Source organism: Mycobacterium shunyiense, assembly GCF_058270075.1.
Genome location: NZ_JBZDPU010000003.1, coordinates 53017 through 70088, shown reverse-complemented (window position 1 = coordinate 70088; position 17072 = coordinate 53017). Strand labels below are relative to the sequence as shown.

The 17072-nt window shown below is 66.5% G+C and carries 16 protein-coding genes; 5 read left to right on the top strand and 11 right to left on the bottom strand.

The window, feature by feature from the left end; genetic code table 11:
* Positions 1-173: 173 nt before the first annotated feature.
* Genes AC4ELH_RS02090 through AC4ELH_RS02075 form a run of 4 tightly spaced genes read right to left on the bottom strand, consistent with a single transcriptional unit; the run spans position 174 to position 4047 of the window.
* Positions 174-923, bottom strand: a complete 750-nt coding sequence (locus tag AC4ELH_RS02090) for a succinate dehydrogenase/fumarate reductase iron-sulfur subunit (protein ID WP_055119709.1) — start codon at positions 921-923, stop codon at positions 174-176.
* Between the two features lie 2 nt (positions 924-925).
* Complete coding sequence (locus tag AC4ELH_RS02085) at positions 926-2836, bottom strand: fumarate reductase/succinate dehydrogenase flavoprotein subunit (RefSeq protein ID WP_064885915.1); 1911 nt, start codon at positions 2834-2836, stop codon at positions 926-928.
* A gap of 33 nt (positions 2837-2869) precedes the next feature.
* Positions 2870-3700, bottom strand: a complete 831-nt coding sequence (gene sdhC, locus AC4ELH_RS02080; protein ID WP_055119713.1) for a succinate dehydrogenase subunit SdhC — start codon at positions 3698-3700, stop codon at positions 2870-2872.
* Between the two features lie 50 nt (positions 3701-3750).
* Positions 3751-4047, bottom strand: coding sequence for an Rv0250c family protein (locus tag AC4ELH_RS02075; RefSeq protein ID WP_055119715.1), 297 nt, complete (start codon positions 4045-4047; stop codon positions 3751-3753).
* A 211-nt stretch (positions 4048-4258) separates the two neighbouring features.
* On the opposite strand from AC4ELH_RS02075, the gene AC4ELH_RS02070 reads away from it, so the two are divergent.
* Both AC4ELH_RS02070 and AC4ELH_RS02065 read left to right on the top strand, forming a co-directional pair.
* The gene (locus AC4ELH_RS02070) at positions 4259-5017 is read left to right on the top strand and encodes an isocitrate lyase/PEP mutase family protein (RefSeq protein ID WP_498883128.1); all 759 of its coding nucleotides are present in this window, start codon (positions 4259-4261) and stop codon (positions 5015-5017) included.
* A 114-nt stretch (positions 5018-5131) separates the two neighbouring features.
* Positions 5132-5608: a hypothetical protein gene (locus AC4ELH_RS02065; RefSeq protein ID WP_498883127.1), complete on the top strand. Its 477-nt coding sequence runs from the start codon at positions 5132-5134 to the stop codon at positions 5606-5608.
* 60 nt (positions 5609-5668) lie between these two features.
* On the opposite strand, the gene AC4ELH_RS02060 is transcribed toward AC4ELH_RS02065, so the two are convergent.
* Positions 5669-6577 (bottom strand): DMT family transporter, encoded by a 909-nt coding sequence (locus AC4ELH_RS02060; protein ID WP_498883126.1) that lies wholly within the window; start codon positions 6575-6577, stop codon positions 5669-5671.
* Here AC4ELH_RS02060 and AC4ELH_RS02055 point away from each other — a divergent pair.
* From AC4ELH_RS02055 to nirD, 3 genes are all read left to right on the top strand, one after another.
* Entirely contained in the window at positions 6576-7988 is a 1413-nt protein-coding gene (locus tag AC4ELH_RS02055; protein WP_498883125.1) for an aminotransferase-like domain-containing protein, read from the top strand. The two genes, AC4ELH_RS02060 and AC4ELH_RS02055, sit on opposite strands and share 2 nt — an antisense overlap.
* 113 nt (positions 7989-8101) lie before the next feature.
* The gene (nirB, locus tag AC4ELH_RS02050) at positions 8102-10702 is read left to right on the top strand and encodes a nitrite reductase large subunit NirB (RefSeq protein WP_498883124.1); all 2601 of its coding nucleotides are present in this window, start codon (positions 8102-8104) and stop codon (positions 10700-10702) included.
* Positions 10699-11070 (top strand): nitrite reductase small subunit NirD, encoded by a 372-nt coding sequence (gene nirD, locus AC4ELH_RS02045; RefSeq protein WP_055119723.1) that lies wholly within the window; start codon positions 10699-10701, stop codon positions 11068-11070. Before nirB ends, nirD begins: the two co-directional genes overlap by 4 nt.
* On the opposite strand, the gene AC4ELH_RS02040 is transcribed toward nirD, so the two are convergent.
* The 6 genes from AC4ELH_RS02040 to AC4ELH_RS02015 form a co-directional block, all read right to left on the bottom strand.
* Positions 11055-11228, bottom strand: a complete 174-nt coding sequence (locus AC4ELH_RS02040) for a hypothetical protein (RefSeq protein ID WP_236734856.1) — start codon at positions 11226-11228, stop codon at positions 11055-11057. The genes nirD and AC4ELH_RS02040 overlap by 16 nt on opposite strands.
* Positions 11229-11979: 751 nt before the next feature.
* Positions 11980-12675, bottom strand: coding sequence for a sirohydrochlorin chelatase (locus AC4ELH_RS02035; protein ID WP_463794015.1), 696 nt, complete (start codon positions 12673-12675; stop codon positions 11980-11982).
* Positions 12672-13823 (bottom strand): uroporphyrinogen-III synthase, encoded by a 1152-nt coding sequence (locus AC4ELH_RS02030; protein ID WP_064885926.1) that lies wholly within the window; start codon positions 13821-13823, stop codon positions 12672-12674. The genes AC4ELH_RS02035 and AC4ELH_RS02030 overlap by 4 nt, the downstream gene beginning before the upstream one ends.
* Positions 13824-13857: 34 nt before the next feature.
* Positions 13858-15273, bottom strand: coding sequence for a nitrate/nitrite transporter (locus AC4ELH_RS02025; protein ID WP_064957902.1), 1416 nt, complete (start codon positions 15271-15273; stop codon positions 13858-13860).
* A gap of 110 nt (positions 15274-15383) precedes the next feature.
* Positions 15384-15974, bottom strand: coding sequence for an aminoglycoside N-acetyltransferase AAC(2')-Ib (gene aac(2')-Ib, locus AC4ELH_RS02020; RefSeq protein WP_498883130.1), 591 nt, complete (start codon positions 15972-15974; stop codon positions 15384-15386).
* 204 nt (positions 15975-16178) lie between these two features.
* The gene (locus AC4ELH_RS02015; protein ID WP_064885930.1) at positions 16179-17063 is read right to left on the bottom strand and encodes a 5-oxoprolinase/urea amidolyase family protein; all 885 of its coding nucleotides are present in this window, start codon (positions 17061-17063) and stop codon (positions 16179-16181) included.
* Between the last annotated feature and the right edge of the window lie 9 nt (positions 17064-17072).

Below are 17072 nucleotides of genomic sequence, written 5' to 3'. Positions count from 1 at the left end.
CTGGCTCGACGAGGTCGCCGCCGAACTCAACGCCCGACCCCGCAAACGACTCAAATGGCGCACCCCCGCAGAAGAACTCGACCGACTACTGTCAGACCCGTCCACATTCGTTGCAGCCACCGCCTGAATCCAAGCTTTGAATCGCGATCTGAGCGCACACTCGGCGGAAGAAGCTAGCGCCTGAACAGCTTGTTGCCCAACCACACAATCGGGTCGTACTTGCGGTCGGCAACCCGTTCCTTCATCGGGATCAGCGCGTTGTCGGTGATCTTGATGTTCTCCGGGCACACCTCGGTGCAGCACTTGGTGATGTTGCAGTAGCCGAGGCCGAAGTCATCCTGAGCCATGTCCTTGCGGTCCATGACGTCGAGTGGGTGCATGTCCAACTCCGCGATCCGCATGTGGAACCGCGGGCCGGCGAACGCCTCTTTGTTCTCCTCGTGATCACGCACGACGTGGCACACGTTCTGGCACAGGAAGCACTCGATGCACTTGCGGAATTCCTGGCTGCGCTCGACGTCCTCTTGCTGCATCCGGTATTCGCCCGGCTGCAGGTCCTTCGGTGGGGTGAACGACGGGATCTGGCGAGCCTTCTCGTAGTTGAAGGACACATCGGTCACCAGGTCGCGCATCACCGGGAACGTCCGCATCGGCGTCACAGTGACAGTTTCGTCCGGGTCGAAGGTCGACATCCGGGTCATGCACATCAGCCTCGGGCGGCCGTTGATCTCGGCCGAGCACGATCCGCACTTGCCGGCCTTGCAGTTCCACCGCACCGCCAGATCGCCGGCCTGGGTGGCCTGCAGCCGGTGGATGATGTCGAGTACCACCTCACCGTCGTTCACCTCGACGGTGTAGTCGTGGAGCTCGCCTCCGGTTTCGTCGCCGCGCCACACCCGCAGGTTCGCGTCATACGCACTCATGCTCAGCCCTTCCTATCGGGGTGTTCGGCCAGTTCTTGCTCGGTGTAATACTTTTCGAGTTCGGACAGTTCGAACGTCGCCAGCAGGTCCTCCCGCATGGGCAGCTGCGACTCGGGCGTCACGGTCACGTCCGGCACCACCTGGTCATCGCCGGACGCGCGGCACACCAGCAGAGTGTTGCGCCAGTTGGCGTCCATCTCCGGATGGTCGTCGCGGGTGTGTCCGCCACGGCTTTCGGTGCGGGCCAGCGCGGCCTTGGCGACGCACTCGCTGACGAGCAGCATGTTGCGCATGTCGATGGCCAGGTGCCAGCCCGGATTGAAGACGCGGCCGCCCTCGACGCTGACGTTGTGCACGCGGGTGCGCAGCTCGGCGAGCTTGGTCAGCGCTTCCTCGATCTCGTCGGCCTTGCGGATGATGCCGACCAGGTCGTTCATGCACTGCTGCAATTCGGCGTGCAGCGTGTACGGATTCTCCGGGTTCGTGTGAGTTTCGAACGGCGCCAGCGCTAGTTCGGTGGCCTCGATGAGTGCGGCCTCCGACACCTTGGGCCGCTCCGGCAGCGCCTGCACATAGTCGGCTGCACCCAGTCCGGCGCGCCGCCCGAACACCAGCAGATCCGAAAGTGAGTTGCCACCAAGGCGATTCGAGCCGTGCATACCGCCCGAGCACTCTCCTGCTGCGAACAGCCCGAGGGTGGCGGCGCCTCCGGTGTCCGGATCGACCTCGATACCGCCCATCACGTAGTGACAGGTCGGGCCGACTTCCATCTCGTCCTTGGTGATGTCGACTTCGGCCAGCTCCATGAACTGGTGGTACATCGAGGGCAACCGGCGCTTGATCTCCTCGGTGGGCATGCGCGAGGCGATGTCGAGGTAGACACCGCCATGCGGCGAACCGCGGCCCGCCTTGACCTCGGAGTTGATGGCGCGGGCCACCTCGTCGCGGGGGAGCAGGTCAGGGGTGCGGCGCGCCGAATCGTTGTCCTTGAGCCACTGGTCGGCTTCTTCCTCGGTCTCGGCGTACTGGCCCTTGAACACCGAGGGGATGTAGTCGAACATGAACCGCTTGCCCTCGGAGTTCTTCAGCACTCCGCCGTCACCACGGACACCTTCGGTGACCAGGATGCCCTTCACCGACAGCGGCCACACCATGCCGGTCGGGTGGAACTGGATGAACTCCATGTTGATCAGACCGGACCCGGCGCGCAGCGCCAGGGCGTGGCCGTCACCGGTGTACTCCCAGGAGTTCGACGACACCTTGAACGACTTGCCGATACCGCCGGTGGCCAGCACGATCGCGGGAGCCTCGAACAGCACGAAGTTTCCGGTCTCGCGGTAGTAACCGAAGGCGCCCGCGATCCGGTCGCCGTCTTTGATCAGTTCGGTGATCGAGCACTCGTGGAAGACCTTGATCCGGGCTTCGTAGTCGCCGAGCTCGGCCTTGTCCTCCTGCTGCAGCGAGACGATCTTCTGCTGCAGCGTGCGGATGATCTCCAGGCCGGTGCGGTCGCCGACGTGGGCCAGCCTTGGGTAGGTGTGCCCGCCGAAGTTGCGCTGGCTGATCTTGCCGTCCTTGGTCCGGTCGAACAGCGCGCCATAGGTTTCCAGCTCCCACACCCGGTCGGGGGCTTCCTGCGCGTGCAGCTCGGCCATCCGCCAGTTGTTGAGGAACTTGCCGCCGCGCATGGTGTCACCGAAGTGGACCTGCCAGGAATCCTTGGTGTTGACGTTGCGCATCGCCGCGGCGCACCCGCCCTCGGCCATCACGGTGTGGGCCTTGCCGAACAACGACTTGGTCACCACCGCCACGCGCAGGCCGCGTTCGCGTGCCTCGATCACGGCGCGTAGTCCAGCCCCACCGGCACCGATCACGACTACGTCGTAGGAGTGCCGTTCCAATTCCGATGTCATGCAGTCTTTATCCCTAATTTGTGTAAACGGTTGCTAACCAATGAATCTCAGGTCAGAGATGGTGCCACTGGCTACCAGCATGATGTAGAAGTCCGTCAGCATCAGGGTGCCGAGCGTGATCCACGCGTACTGCTTGTGGCGGACGTTGAGCTTGCTGATCTGCGTCCACATCCAGTACCGCACAGGGTGTTTGGAGAAATGCTTGAGGCGTCCGCCCGCGACGTGGCGGCACGAATGGCAGGACAGGGTGTAGACCCACAGCATGATGACGTTGCCCAGCAGGATGAGGTTGCCGAGGCCGAAGCCGAAGCCGCTGGCGGTCTTGTCCGAGTGGAACGCGACGATCGCGTCATAGGAGTTGATCAGCGAGATGATGCCGGCGATGTAGAAGAAGTACCGGTGGGTGTTCTGGATGATCAGCGGCAGCCGGCTCTCGCCCGTGTACTTCGCGTGCGGCTCGGCGACCGCGCATGCGGTGGGCGACTGCCAGACCGAGCGGTAGTACGCGCCGCGATAGTAGTAGCAGGTCAGGCGGAACAGCAGCAGGAACGGCAGTGACAAGGCCGCGTACGGCAGCCACCACACGTCGGGCAGGAACTGTGGCCAGAAGTGGCTGGCCTCCGGGGTGCAGCCCTGGCTGACGCACGGTGAGTAGAACGGCGTCAGATAGTTGTACTGCGGTACGTAGTAATTGCTCTGCAGGAAAGCGCGCACAGTCGCATAGACGACGAAGGCGGCGAAGCCGAGATCGACGACCAGGGGCGACTGCCACCACCGATCGGTCCGGAGGGTGCGCTCGGGGATCTGCGCTCGTGTTGACGAGAAGACCCCGGTCGCGCGACGGTCAGCAGTGGGTGCGCTCACGGTTCCCTTTCTTCAGTTCAGTTGTCCGGCGGGCGCAGGCGCCCGCGTGCTCAGCGGTATCCGCCGAGACCCTCGTCGGCGACGTCCTGCCAGAACTCGCTTCCGTATTGGGTGTCGGGGATGCCGATCTTTTCGCGGCCTTGTTTTTGGCGAGTCACGCCGTGACGCATCTCCAACTCTTCGGCGTCGATGTCCAACCGCTCGATGTCGTTGAGGATCCGCTCGGCGTCGTTCACGACGCGGCGCATGGCGGGGGAATCCCCGTACTTCGCCGCCAACGTGGTGACGCAACGACGCATGTCGCCGATCAGGTTGTGCAGTTCGGAGAACTCAGTGGTGGTGGACAAGTGACCTCCTCGGGCTGAAGGTGTCGGGGCTCACAGTACGACAACCAATGCTAGCCACATCACGATCGGGACGTGATGCGCATCACGTCCGGAGGGTCGTCGGTCGGCGCACCGGATGAGCTCCGGGAACCCAGGTCGTAGTGTTGGTTTCGGCGGCTTCGCGGTCGGCCGTATGACATCTGAGCAGCACATCTGAGCATCTGGAGGACGTATGAGTGAGACCACGTTGCAGGACCGGGCTGCGGCGCTGCTGGCGCTGCACCGGCCCGGCAACCCCGTTGTGCTGCCCACGGTCTGGGACGCCTGGTCGGCCCGGTTGGCAGTCGGCGAGGGGTTTTCGGCACTCACGGTGGGTAGCCACCCGCTGGCCGAGTCCATCGGCAAGTCCGACGGAGAGGGAATGTCATTCGACGACGTGCTGACCCGGGTACGGCAGATCACCGAGGCGGTGGATGTGCCGGTGTCGGTGGACATCGAATCCGGCTATGGCGAGCGGCCGGAGCGGCTGATCGAGGGCCTGCTCGACGTCGGAGCGGTCGGCTTCAACCTTGAGGACACCGTGCACAAGGAGGACAAGCGACTGCGCAGTCCGGCCGAGCACGCCGAGTTGGTCGGGCAGTTGCGCGCGGCCGCCGACGCCGCGGGTGTGCACGTGGTGATCAATGCGCGCACGGACCTGTTCCTGCGCAAGGACGGGGATGCCGCCGATCGGGTGGATCGGGGGATCGCTCGCCTGTCCGAGGCGGCGGCCGCCGGTGCCGATTCGCTGTTCCCGGCCGGCCTGGCCGACCCGGAAGGACTGGGGCGCTTCGTTTCTGCCGTGCCGCTGCCGGTCAGCGTGACAGTTCCGGCGGATTCCGCCGACTTCGCCGCGTTGGCGGCCATCGGAGTGGGGCGGATTACCTTCGGGCCGTTCCTGCAGGCCGTGCTGAGTGCGCGGGCCAAAGACGTGCTGAGGCGCTGGCGCTAGCCGTTCGCGGCCGACCCGTCTTTTTGCGCGAACTTCCGCTTCTCGGTGTGCGATCTGTGCCAATAATGACGCACTGATACGTCGAGCAGGTGGGATGCGGCGATGGGTTGGCGCATGAGAAGTGTGGTGACACTGGCTGCGGCCGGTGGGCTGGTGCTCAGTGGGGTCGGTGCGGCACCGGCCGGAGCGGCGACGACGGTGCCGTTGTCGAACTCCATCCGCGGATGTGATTTCACGAAGGCGTTGTTTCTCGGCGGGATGGGCTCGGGTTCCGGCTCCGGCCGGGCCAGCATCGGTGCCGACGGCTCGCACGTAGGTGCCGAGGTGTCGCTGCAGTCGGCCACGCCCGACACCGACTACCGGGTCAGGCTCATCCAACTGCCGCGGCCGTCGGTGGCTACGTGCAACGTCGGGGATCCCGGGGTGGCGGGTGCAACGCTGCACACCGATGCGAGTGGGACGGCGACCGTGACGGTCGCCGGCCAATTGGCTGCGGATGCCACGCAGGCGTGGGTGGTCGTCGAGGGGCCACCGTTACCGGGACGCATTCGCGGTGACGTCTACAGCTCGGATTTCCCGGTAAACATCTGACCCATGCGAAAGCCGGTGGAACCCAAGGGTTCCACCGGCTTTCGGCGTCGGTCCGAAGAATCACCGCAGGCGGACGCGAACGGCCAGCGCCGCACATCCGATGACCACCGCGCCGCCGAGCACTGTCGACCAGGTCAGCCGTTCGTGCAGCAGCAGCGCGGCCCAGCCGAGGGTGAGAACCGGTTGGATCAACTGCACCTGGCTCACCTGTGTCATGGGTCCGATGGCCAGGCCGCGGTACCAGGCGAAGAAGCCCAGGTACATGCTGACGGCTGCGAGATACCCGAATGCCGTCCACTGCACCGGCGTCGCATGCGGCGGTTGCTGCATCACGGCCAGCGTCGTCAAGGCCAGCATCACCGGCGCCGCGACCACCAGGGCCCACGACACGGTCTGCCACGCGCCCAGTTCCCTGGCCAGCAAACCGCCCTCGGCGTACCCGATCGCCGCGGCGAGCACCGCGCCGAACAGCAGGAGGTCCGGCCAGCTCAGATGACCGAGGCCGGCGCCGTGCACCATGGCGAACACCACCGCCGCCAGCGCCCCGGCGGCGGCCAACGCCCAGAAGGTGCCCGGCGGACGCTCGTGGCCGCGCAGCACCGCGCACACCGCGGTGGCGGCCGGAAGTAGCGCCACCACGATGGCGCCGTGACTGGCCGGGACGACCGTCAGCGCATAAGAGGTCAGTAGCGGAAACCCGGCCACGACCCCGGCGGCCACCACGGCCAACCGTGCCCATTGCCGGCCCGTGGGCAGCGCCTGTCGGGTCAGGGCCAGGGTGGCGACCGCGATGGCGGCGGCGACGACGGCGCGCCCGGCGCCGATGAACAGGGGAGACAGTCCGCCGATGGCGACCTTGGTGAACACGATGGTGAACGAGAAGGCCGTCACGCCCAACAATCCCCACCACAACCCGGGGTGGGATAGCGCTGACGAACTATGGGGAGTAGCGCTACTCTGTTTCAACATGGATAACGATAGCACTGACCGCATCGTGTCCGGTCTGCGAAAGTGGGTCGCCACCGCGCCGCCGGGCGCGCAGCTACCGTCCAACCGCGCTCTGGTGGCGGAATACGCTGCCAGTCCGGTGACGGTGGCCAAGGCCATGCGCACGCTGCGGAGTCAGGGCCTGGTGGAGAGCCGGCCGGGTGTCGGAACGTTCGTGCGCGCGGTGCGCAGCGCGCGCCTTCCCGACTACGGCTGGCAGACGGCCGCCCTGGGATCCCCGCAAGCGCGGATCCCGGCGCTGTCGACTCCGCTGCGGAGCGTCGCGCCCGACCTGATCGCGTTGCACTCCGGCTATCCCGTTCACGAATTGCTTCCTCAGCGGTTGGTCCGCACCGCATTCGCCCGAGCTGCCCGCGGGGACGCTGCGCTGAGCCCGGCGCCTGCGCCCGGCCGCCCCGATCTGCAAGCGTGGTTCGCCCAGGAACTGGCCGAGTCGTTCGGGGCCGGCGTGACCGCGCCGACGGCACGTGAGGTGATCGTGTTGCCCGGGAGCCAGAGTGGCCTGAGCTCCATCTTTCGCGCCCTGGTCGGATTCGGGCAGCCGATGTTGATCGAGTCACCCAGTTACTGGGGCGCCATCCTGGCGGCGGCTCAGAGCGGTGTGCGGTTGGTGCCGGTACCGAGCGGGCCGAGAGGCCCTGACCCCGAGGAACTTTCGCGTGCGTTCGCCCAAAGTGGCGCCCGGGTGTTCTACGCTCAGCCCAACTTCGCCAATCCGACCGGTGGGCAATGGGATCCGGACCTGGCCGGCCAGGTGCTCGAGGTGGTCCGCAGTCACGGCGCCTTCCTGGTCGAGGATGACTGGGCACACGATTTCGGTATCGACAGCACGTCCCGGCCGGTGGCGGCATCCGACGACGCGGGCCACGTCATCTATCTGAGGTCGCTGACCAAGAGTGTGTCGCCGTCGGTCCGGGTGGCCGCGATGGTGGCCAGAGGTCCTGCGCGCGACCGGATTCTCGCCGATCGTGGAGCGGAGTCGATGTATGTCAGTGGGCTGTTGCAGGCCGCCGCGCTGGATGTGGTGACCCAGCCGGCCTGGCGAACCCACCTGCGCGACGTGCGTCGGCAATTACGGGCCCGACGTGATCAGTTGATCACCGCGCTCGCCGAGCACGCATCCGGGGCGCAGTTGGAGCAGGTGCCCCGCGGCGGGCTTCACCTGTGGCTGCGGCTGCCCGATGCGATCAACCTGGCGCGCCTGGTGCGTGAGTGCGAGGCCGAGTCGGTGCTGGTCGCGGCAGGCAATGAGTGGTTTCCCGCCGAGCCGTCCGGGCCTTACCTGCGACTCAACTATTCCGGGCCCGATCCGCAGCGTTTCGACGAGGCGGCCCGGGTCATCGGCCGGGCGCTGGAGCGTCAAGCGGGCTGACCGGCACACCGCCCGGCAATCTCACATCTGCGGCGCGCGGACCGTGAGCACACCGTGACGGGCGATTCACACAGGGCGACATTTCGGCAACGTCGGGTTTCTAACCTCGCCGTATGTCGTCAACACAGAACGTCGTGGTCATCGGACACGGCATGGTGGGACACCGCTTCGTCGAGGCGTTGCGGTCCCGTGACGCCGCGGGAACCTGGCGGGTCACCGTCTTGTCCGAGGAAGCTGACGCCGCCTATGACCGGGTCGGCCTGACCGGTTACACCGAGCACTGGGACCGGTCCCGGCTGGCGCTGCCCGGTAATGCCTACTCCGGCGACGACCGGGTCGACCTCAGGTTGGGCTGCGCGGTCGCCGAGATCGACCGGGATGCCAAGACCGTCCGCACCGCCGAGGGTGAGAGCATCGGGTACGACGCGCTGGTGCTGGCCACCGGTTCGTATGCCTTCGTGCCGCCGGTGCCCGGCCACGACCTGCCGCACTGCCACGTCTACCGCACGCTGGATGACCTCGACGCCATCCGGGCCGGCGCACTGGCCGCGCGCGATTCGAAGACGCCGGTCGGCGTGGTGATCGGTGGCGGCCTGCTCGGCCTGGAGGCCGCGAATGCGTTGCGCGCGTTCGGGTTGGCGACCCACGTCCTGGAGATGTCGCCGCATCTGATGGCGGCCCAGCTCGATCCGGCCGGTGGTGCCCTGCTGAACCGGATGATCAGGGGCCTCGGTATCGAGGTGCACACCGGCGTCAGCACCGAGAGCATTCAGCCGGTGCAGCGGCACAAGCCGCTGAAGAAGTCTCGGATCGACGATTCGGTGCGGGTGTCGCTCAATGACGGCAGCAGTGTCGATGCCAGTGTGATCGTGTTCGCGGCCGGGGTGCGTCCGCGCGACGAGCTGGCCCGTCAAGCGGGTCTCGACATCGCGCAGCGGGGCGGTGTGATGACTGACTTGTCCTGTGTCACCAGTGATCCCAGCATCTTTGCGATCGGTGAGGTGGCCGCGATCGAGGGGCGCTGCTACGGCTTGGTGGGCCCCGGTTACACCAGCGCCGAGGTGGTCGCCGACCGGCTGCTCGGCGGCGCGGCCGAGTTCCCCGAAGCCGACATGTCCACCAAACTCAAACTGCTCGGCGTGGACGTGGCCAGCTTCGGTGATGCCCAGGGTCGGACGCCGAACTGTCTGGATGTCGTCGTCAACGATCCGGTGAAGCAGACCTACGCCAAGCTGGTCCTCTCCGACGACGCCAAGACGCTGCTCGGCGGCATCCTGGTCGGTGACGCGTCGGCCTACGGGGTGCTGCGTCCGATGGTGGCCAGCGAACTGCCGGGTGACCCGCTGTCATTGATCGCACCGGCCGCTGAAGGCGCCTCCGGGGCTTCGGCTCTCGGTGTCGGTGCGCTGCCCGACATTGCCCAGATCTGCTCGTGCAACAACGTGACCAAGGGCGATCTCAAGGAAGCCATCTGCGGTGGCTGCGACGATGTGCCCAGCCTGAAGAAGTGCACGCTGGCCGGCACCTCGTGTGGATCCTGCGTCCCGCTGCTCAAGCAGCTGCTGGAGGCGGAGGGGGTCGAGCAGTCCAAGGCGCTGTGCGAGCACTTCAGCCAGTCGCGGGCCGAACTCTTCGAGATCATCGGTGCCACCGAGATCCGTACCTTCTCCGGTCTGATCGAGAAGTTCGGTACCGGAAAGGGTTGCGACATCTGCAAACCCACCGTCGCGTCGATCCTGGCCTCCACCAGTTCCGACCACGTGCTCTCCGGTGAGCAGGCCTCACTGCAGGATTCGAACGACCACTTCCTGGCCAACATCCAGAAGAACGGCAGTTACTCGGTGGTGCCGCGGTCGCCCGGCGGGGAGATCACCCCGGAGCAGCTGATCCTGATCGGTGAGATCGCAAGGGATTTCGATCTCTACACCAAGATCACCGGCGGCCAGCGGATCGACATGTTCGGTGCCCGCGTGGAGCAGTTGCCGCAGATCTGGGCGCGTCTGGTCGAGGGGGGCATGGAGTCCGGGCACGCCTACGGCAAGTCGCTGCGCACCGTGAAGAGCTGCGTGGGCAGCACCTGGTGCCGATACGGGCAGCAGGATTCGGTGAACATGGCCGTCGAGATCGAGAAGCGTTACCGGGGCCTGCGCGCGCCGCACAAGATCAAGATGGCCGTCTCGGGATGTGCGCGTGAGTGCGCGGAGGCGCAGAGCAAGGACGTCGGCATCATCGCCACCGAACAGGGCTGGAACCTCTACGTGTGCGGCAATGGCGGCATGTCACCGCGGCACGCCCAGCTGCTGGCCGGGGATCTCGATGACGAGACGCTGGTCCGCTACATCGACCGTTTCCTGATGTTCTACATCCGCACCGCGGATCGGCTGCAAAGGACGGCCCCCTGGTTGGAAGCTCTTGATGGCGGCCTGGACCACCTGCGCGAGGTCGTGTGTGAGGACTCCCTCGGCCTGGCGGCCGAATTCGAGGCGGCCATGGAACGCCACGTTGCCGGCTACGCCTGCGAATGGAAGGGCGTGCTCGAGGATCCGGAGAAGCTCTCGCGCTTCGTGTCGTTCGTCAATGCACCCGATGTGGACGATCCGACCATCACCTTCACCGAGCGGGCCGGCCGGAAGGTGCCGGGCGCTACGGAATTCGCGGACGCGAGGAGCAAAACGAATCTCGGTATGCCGTCAATTATCCAGGAGGCGAAATGACCCTGCTCGACGATGGCAACGACGTGTACACCCCTTCGGTTTCAGGGTGGACGACGGCCTGCCGCTATGACTATCTGATGCCCTGCCGTGGCGTCGCGGTACTGCTGCCCGACGGCTCGCAGGCGGCACTGTTCCGTCTCGACGACGGCACGTTGCACGCGGTGGGAAACATCGACCCGTTCTCCGGAGCCGCGGTGCTCTCGCGCGGGATCGTGGGAGATCGTGGTGGACGCGCAACGGTGCAGTCGCCGATCAAGAAGCAGGCCTTCGCACTCGATGACGGTCGTTGCCTCGACGACACCGCCGTGGCGATTCCGGTCTACCGGACGCGGGTCACCCCGGGAGGGTTCGTTCAGCTCGCGGCCTGATCGGGCGCTTTGCTCCAGTGCGCGTCCCGCCCCTGGAGTTTGCGGCGTTCGACGGCGCCGCGTCGTTCGAGCACCGTCAGATTGCGGTACACGGACTCGATGACGACGGGTGCACGGAAATGCTCGTGCATGTCGTCGCGTAGCTGTGAGGTCGTCATCGGCCGAGACGTGCGTTCCAGAGTGTTCAGCAGGTGTTCACGCAGACGTTCGGCCGGGACCCGGTTACCGGGTCGCACGGCCGAGTACGCCGCCGTGGCGGGCAGCGCCCACCGGTGTTGTCACCTGCACCTTTACCTGCACTCCCGTCACGCTGTCCGATGATCGCGATAACGATAGCTGAGTTCTCGGGTCCGATCTGCCACGGTGAGCCGCCGGCAAACGATCGGGAAATTTGTTACCGCGTCAACTACCTGTACAACGGCTGTTTCCCTGGGAAATTTGCCAGAATTGCACCATCGGTGAATGTCATCAATGGCGTGGCGTACCTCTCGCTGGCTAACTAGAATTGTTCGCTGGGTGTGTTTAGACTCCCTCTCAAGGAAGCGGCGTCAGAGGGGCTGACAAGGGATGTTTGCGCGTTCGGTTTTGAATCTGGTGGGGGCGGCAGCGATGCTGGGCGCACTCGGGGCAGCGTTGGTGCCTCTGGGTTTGAATGCCGTGGATCGTGCCGGCGAACCCATTCCGTGCGGTAACGGAGCGCATCCGAACTACCAAGTTGCCGCCCAGCAGGACCGCCTGAACCTGGATCAACACACGCTCGCCGGGCCGGGATACATGGCCAGCGATTACGTCGAGCAATGTTCCGAGATGGTCGGTGCCCGACGATCTGCGGCCTTGTCGGTCGCGGGTGCCGGCGGCGCACTGATGATCGTGGGCTGGGCCGGGCCGCTCGTCGCGCACTCGATCCGGCTACGCCGCGGCAGGCAGGCTCAGTACTCCGGCGCGCCGGAAGCGGTTCGCGATCAGCCGAACCATGCCGGGGTGGGTGCCCAGTGGTTCACTGACGAGGTCGGCGCCGGATTCACGCAGCCGGTCCTGGAAAAGCCCGTCGGCGAGCAGGTAGGACGCCACAGCTATGCGGCGATGGCCGCGGCCGCGTTGCGCGGAGACGGCTTCGGCAACACTCGGCGCGCCGGTGGCGGCGAAGGCCAGTTCTACGCGATCGCCGGTCATCGCTGACAGCAGCGCAGCGGTACGGCGAAGGTCAGATTGGGCATTTCTGTCCGAGGTCCCCGCGGCCGCCAGGACTACCGAATCGCCTGGCCGCCATCCGGATTCGATGAGCCGATCGGCGAGAACCCGGACCGTTCCCGGGCAGGGGCCCAGCGGCTTGGTGACGGTGACGGCCGGGTGCTCACTGGCGGTCACGTGGGCGGGAACGTCGAGCCGGACGTGATATCCGGCAGCCAGGAATGCCGGGACCACCACTGCGGGGGCATCCGTCGGCAGCGACGCGAGAACCTCACTGGGGGTCGGTCCGACCACGTCGACAAACGACACGTGCACAGGCCGGCCCAGTAGGTCGGATACCCGCGCGGCGAGATCGCCGACCATCGCCACGCCGCCCGGCTTGCGGGTGCCGTGCGCCACCAGGACCAGGCTCATCGGATCCGGGCCATCTCGGCGTCGTCGACGGCCAGCCGGTAACCCCGCTTGACCACTGTCGACACGATGTTCTTGTCTCCCAACGCAGTACGAAGCCGCAGCACCGCGGTCTCCACGGCGTGGGTATCGGTGCCGGTGCCCGGCAGTGCGCTGAGCAGATCGAACCGCGACACCACCGCCCCAGGCCGTTGCGACAGGGCCCGGATGGTGGCCATCGAAGCCGGGGACAGCGACTTGACCGCGCCGTCGACAAGGACACACGTGCCCCGGATCTCGAGCGAGTGTCCGGCGACGTGGACGGTCCGCGCCTGGAGCAGGGGCAGTTCATCGGTGATGTGACGGGCCAAGGCGCCCAACCGCATTCGCTCCGGTGCCGAGGTCGGCACACCGAGGCGGACTAGTGGCCGCGCGGTGACCGGGCCGACGCACATGGCGTGGACGTCGGTGCGCAGTGCGGCCAGCACCCGGTCGGCGAGGTCCATCTCGGTGGCCCGCATCAGGACCGAGGCAACGGCCATGGCCGAGGTGAAACTGACTGCATCGAAACGTCGTTCGGCGATTCCGGCGACCATCTGGTCGAATTCGCCGTCCCGTGGCGCGGGATGCCAGCGATACACCCGGATCGGCACCACATCGGCTCCCGCGGCCCGCATCTCGTCGAGAAACTCGGGGAACGGGTCCCATTCGTCGGTGGCTCCGTGCAGTTGTACGGCGATTCGTTGCCCTGCCACGCCCTGCTCGATGAGGTAGCGCAACACTTCCCGGGAGGATTCCGATTCCGGTGACCATTCCTCGGGCAGGCCCGCGGCTCGCAAGGCCCCGGTGGCTTTCGGGCCACGGGAGACGATGCGGGCCTTGCCCAGCGCGTCGGTCAGTTCGCCGGCCAGGCCCCACCCGTCGGCGGCGGCGAACCAGCCGCGGAAGCCGATACCCGTGGTGGCCACCACGATGTCCGGGGGCACGGCGATGAGCGACTCGGTGTGCGCGCGTAGTTCCTCATCGTCGGGCAACGGGACCATCGTGATGGCGGCCGCACTGGTAACCGTCGCGCCGCGCCTGGTCAGCAGCGCGCTGAGCTCATCGGAACGTCGGGCGGAGGTCACCGCCACGCGAAAGCCGGTGAGCGGTGCCCAGTCGGGCTCGGTCATGTGTCCAGTGAAGGTATCTCGTGTTTCCAAGTGATTACCCGGCCATTGCCGAGGCGTGTCGGTCTTCGGCGACCGTTGTGACGCCCGTCGCAGCAGGCCGGCGGACGTAGCGGAACCACGTGCACGCCGAGGCGAGGATGTAGAAGGCCAGGAAGAGGCAGAACGCCGCGGTCGCCGATCCGCTGGACAGGTAGGACTGACGCAGTGCCATGTTGATGCCGAATCCACCCAAGGCCCCGATCGCACCGGCGAAGCCGATCAGTGCGCCGGACATCGACCGTGACCAGTGCTGCCGGTCTTCCTCGCTCATGTCCAGCGAGTGGCTGCGGGCCTCGAAGATGGACGGGATCATCTTGTAGACAGATCCGTTACCCAGGCCGCTGAGCAGGAACAGGGCCACAAATCCGATGACGTAGCCGCTCATCATCAGACCGTTGGCGGCACCCGCGGTCTGATCGTCGAACATGCTGATCGCGACCAGCAGCCCGGCCGCCAAGATCATGCCGCCGAACACCGCCAGGGTCACCCGGCCGCCGCCGATCCGGTCGGCCAACTTGCCTCCGTACACCCGCGAGACCGAACCGAGCAACGGGCCGATGAAGGCGATCTGTGCGGCATGCAGCGACGCCTGCGCCGCCGTTTGACCACCTGCGGCGAAGTTGATCTGCAGGACCTGGCCGAAGGCGAAGGAGAACCCGATGAACGATCCGAAGGTGCCGATGTAGAGCAGCGAGATCACCCAGGTATCGCGCACTGCCAGAATCGATTTCATCGCACCGAGGTCGATCTTGTGCTGCTCGAGGTTGTCCATGCACAACGCCGCGCCGATGCCGGCAACGGCCAATGCGACGAGGTAGATGGCGCACACCCAGTACGGGGAGCGGTTACCTGCGGTGGCGATCACCAGCAGGCCGACCAGCTGGATCATGGGAACACCGATGTTGCCGCCACCGGCGTTGAGGCCCAGTGCCCAGCCCTTGAGTCGTTGCGGGTAGAAGGCGTTGATGTTGGTCATCGACGAGGCGAAGTTGCCGCCGCCGAACCCGGCGAGGGCCGCACAGATCAGGTAGGGCCAGAGCGGCAGGCCTGGGTGGGCCAGCAGCAACATGGTTCCCACCGTGGGGATCAGGAGCACGAAAGCGGAGAACACCGTCCAGTTGCGGCCGCCGAACGTGGCGGTGGCCAAGGTGTACGGAATCCGCAGGCACGCGCCCACCAGGGTGGCGGTCGCGCCGAGCAGGAATTTGTCCCCGGCCGAGAAGCCGTAGACCGCCTCGGGCATGAACAGGACCATGACCGACCAGATGGACCAGACGGAGAAGCCGACGTGTTCGGCGAAAACCGACCAGATCAGATTCCGTCGCGCGATGTACTTGTTGCCGGCTTCCCAGGCCACGGTGTCCTCGGGATCCCAGTTCGTGATGCGATTCGACTTCAACAGAGTGGGCATGGCGGAAACGCTAGGAAGCGTTTATTGCCCGAATGCGCCCTGCGGTGACCCGGCCGTGAAATTCCGCTCACCCGCTCACACACATGGGTGTGAGACTGTGCGTCCGGTGGTTACCAGACGTCCCCGTCGCGCCAGTCGCAGGTGATCTCGGCTGTGGTGTCGAGTTCCAGGCCGGCCGGCAGATCGATCGGGAGGACGAACAGCCCCCGGTCGTCCTCGGGTGTGCGCGTCACACCGGCCGGCTGCAGCACCGAGGTCGTGCCCTGCCAGGGCACCCACCCGCGGGAGAGGTACATGTCCCGCGCGGACTCCGATGAGCTGAGTGCGCCGAGTTGGTAGGCGCCGCGCAAAACCTGCTCGACGGCGTCCATGACGGCGGTGGCCAGGCCCTGGCCGCGCCAATCCTCGCGTACCGCCACGGCTTCCACGTAGCCGCAGCGCAGCGCGGTGTCGCGGTAGATCAGGCGGCGCTGGACCACGGCGGCGTGGGCGATGAGGGCGCCGTGATGGCAGATGAACGCGTGCATCCCGCCGAGCGAGTGCTCCCAGTCGGCGTCTGTGAAATCACCGTCGAAGGCCTCGATGACCATGCGCCTCGCACCCTCACGGGTCTCGTGGTCGAGATCGGAGGTGTGGACGAGTCGCGCGGTGTGCAGGATCCCGCCTCGGACGGACGGCGAGCTGACATCCTGGATGGGCACACCCATGTTCTACCAGCGCTGCGCGCCGGTGTCTCTAGCTTGCGGGCCGTCCAGCGCATCGGCCGAGCTCCCCGGGGTGCGGGCTCCCCGAGCGCCGGGCTTCCCGAGCGCCAAGCCCCTGGGCGTCGTTTCCTACACCTGGGTCGTTGATCGCCGGGATCGCAACCCTGACGTGGAAAACGACGACGGGAATCGCCCAGACGTCTACCCCTGGAACGGCCGCCGGGGGTGCGCCCAGTGCAACCGGACAGTCTGGCCTGGCCTGGCCTGGCTCAGTTTGTCGATGTCTTCGTCGGTCACCACACCGATCACCGGGTAGCCGCCGGTGACGGGGTGGTCGGGCCCGAGAATCACCGGAAAACCGTTGGGCGGTATCTGGATAGCTCCGCGGGTCGCTCCCTCGCTGGGCAGTTGACGGTCGGGCCAGCGGTAGTCCAGCGGCATGCCGACCAGGCGCATCCCGACCCGGTCGCTGCGGGTGGTGACCAGCCAGTTGGTCCGGATCAGCACGTCGGGGTCGACGAACCAGTCGTCACGCGGGCCAGGCACCACGTTGAGTTCCAGCACGTCATCGCTGATGGCCGCGACGGGCGCCTGGTCGGTCTCGGGCAGGTCGGCGGTGTGCTCACCGACCGGCAGAATGTCGCCGGGGCGTAGCGGCGCCGGCCCGATCGCCGACATCACGTCGTAGCTCCGCGATCCCAGAACCGGTTCGACGGCGATGCCGCCGCGTACCGCCAGGTAGCTGCGCAGCCCCGAGTGCGGGGCGCCCAGCGAGATCACCTCGCCGTCGTGCACGTGGTGAATGCTGTTGGTGCCGAACGGAATACCGTTGACCGCGGGGTCCGTGTCGGCGCCCGTCACCGCGATCGAGACGTCCCCGCCGCGCACCCGGGCCGAGAACCCGCCGAACATCACCTCGATGGTGGCGTGCTCACCGGGGTTGGCGACGAGTCGGTTGGCCAACGTGTGAGACCGTCGGTCGGCCGCCCCGGAGCGGGTGACACCGAGGTGGGCCATGCCGGCCCGGCCGAGGTCCTCGACGAGGGCCAGCGGGCCGGTCCGCAGCACTTCCAATGTTGTGGTCATGATGTCCTC

Bases quoted from the DNA above. Each gene is read 5' to 3' on its own strand.
- nirD (WP_055119723.1), top strand. From the start codon at position 10,699: ATGACCCTGCTCGACGATGGCAACGACGTGTACACCCCTTCGGTTTCA.
- AC4ELH_RS02015 (WP_064885930.1), bottom strand. From the start codon at position 17,063: ATGACCACAACATTGGAAGTGCTGCGGACCGGCCCGCTGGCCCTCGTC.
- AC4ELH_RS02055 (WP_498883125.1), top strand. From the start codon at position 6,576: ATGGATAACGATAGCACTGACCGCATCGTGTCCGGTCTGCGAAAGTGG.
- AC4ELH_RS02060 (WP_498883126.1), bottom strand. From the start codon at position 6,577: ATGTTGAAACAGAGTAGCGCTACTCCCCATAGTTCGTCAGCGCTATCC.
- AC4ELH_RS02090 (WP_055119709.1), bottom strand. From the start codon at position 923: ATGAGTGCGTATGACGCGAACCTGCGGGTGTGGCGCGGCGACGAAACC.
- AC4ELH_RS02025 (WP_064957902.1), bottom strand. From the start codon at position 15,273: ATGCCCACTCTGTTGAAGTCGAATCGCATCACGAACTGGGATCCCGAG.
- nirB (WP_498883124.1), top strand. From the start codon at position 8,102: ATGTCGTCAACACAGAACGTCGTGGTCATCGGACACGGCATGGTGGGA.
- AC4ELH_RS02070 (WP_498883128.1), top strand. From the start codon at position 4,259: ATGAGTGAGACCACGTTGCAGGACCGGGCTGCGGCGCTGCTGGCGCTG.
- AC4ELH_RS02035 (WP_463794015.1), bottom strand. From the start codon at position 12,675: ATGAGCCTGGTCCTGGTGGCGCACGGCACCCGCAAGCCGGGCGGCGTG.
- AC4ELH_RS02065 (WP_498883127.1), top strand. From the start codon at position 5,132: ATGAGAAGTGTGGTGACACTGGCTGCGGCCGGTGGGCTGGTGCTCAGT.
- AC4ELH_RS02040 (WP_236734856.1), bottom strand. From the start codon at position 11,228: ATGACGACCTCACAGCTACGCGACGACATGCACGAGCATTTCCGTGCA.
- AC4ELH_RS02085 (WP_064885915.1), bottom strand. From the start codon at position 2,836: ATGACATCGGAATTGGAACGGCACTCCTACGACGTAGTCGTGATCGGT.
- AC4ELH_RS02030 (WP_064885926.1), bottom strand. From the start codon at position 13,823: ATGACCGAGCCCGACTGGGCACCGCTCACCGGCTTTCGCGTGGCGGTG.